Annotated in this window: 1 protein-coding gene; it reads right to left on the bottom strand. The window is 51.5% G+C overall.

Annotated elements, in window-relative coordinates; all coding sequences use genetic code 11:
* Nucleotides 1-453: 453 nt before the first annotated feature.
* Nucleotides 454-916, bottom strand: a 463-nt coding sequence (locus tag EXE42_RS15980; protein WP_394348006.1) for a type IV pilin, incomplete at its 5' end; no start/stop codon positions are given.

Consider the following 916-nt stretch of genomic DNA (forward strand, 5'->3'; position numbering starts at 1 on the left):
TGCGGTTCGTCAGTACGAACTTCCCAGGGATCGAACATATCCAGTATATTTCTCGGAAGACAGTGTAATGCCGATGCTGTTGAAATCCGTGAGATTAGGTTGAAAACTTATACAAGGGAATTCTCGGCGCGACCCGTAGCCCAGACGTGGACGTATTCATGATCCGCGGTCGATATGCTTTGGTTAGTGCGCTCGTCGCGTGAGGTGGATTAACCGGTTGTGTTACGGGTACCAGCCGTCATAGCTGTGGCCGACCTGCTGGGACTAGTTCAAATGGAACGGCTCAGTCACACCGGTCTGACGGGATTGAGATATTATATATGAGGGGATAGCGTGAATTTTCTGCCAAATCAGTCTCAAGATCGCTGGCGAGCGTGAGCGGCAGCTCAAAAGGAGTTTACTCAACAAATTACAGCAGATTGTTAAATAGAAAGCTGCGGTTCCAGAGTATTTCTACGGTGAACGAACGGTTATCGTGGTCTCGTAGATACTGTTACCGCTGGGGTCGTGAACTAGTCGTATATCAACATTCTGTCCGTCAGTGTAGGACTGTCCATTGTCGATATTCTCAAAGACAGCACTCGTTCCTGTCCGCCATGGATCGTTAACTGAGGTTGCGTTAGCAGAGACTGTACCCACACGGGTCCCATCAACGACTAACACGATCTGGCTGGGGTCGAGATCCCCACCTCCCGTCTTCGTCACATCAAAGTCAATGTTGCTACCGTTAAGTGCCGCATTATCCGTCGAGAACGATGCCTGCGGCGCGGTATCTCCTAACTGGTCGCCGAGTCCGAGAACGAACGTCCCGATGACCGCCGCCAGGATGACGGTAATCGCGACCATGAGGATGACGCCGATGACGGGACTCACTGCCCTGTCGTCCGCGTTGGATTGGTTGCTTGGTTTCATAGTT

This window comes from Halorubrum sp. SP3 (assembly GCF_005435195.1).
Classification (GTDB): Archaea; Halobacteriota; Halobacteria; order Halobacteriales; family Haloferacaceae; genus Halorubrum; species Halorubrum sodomense.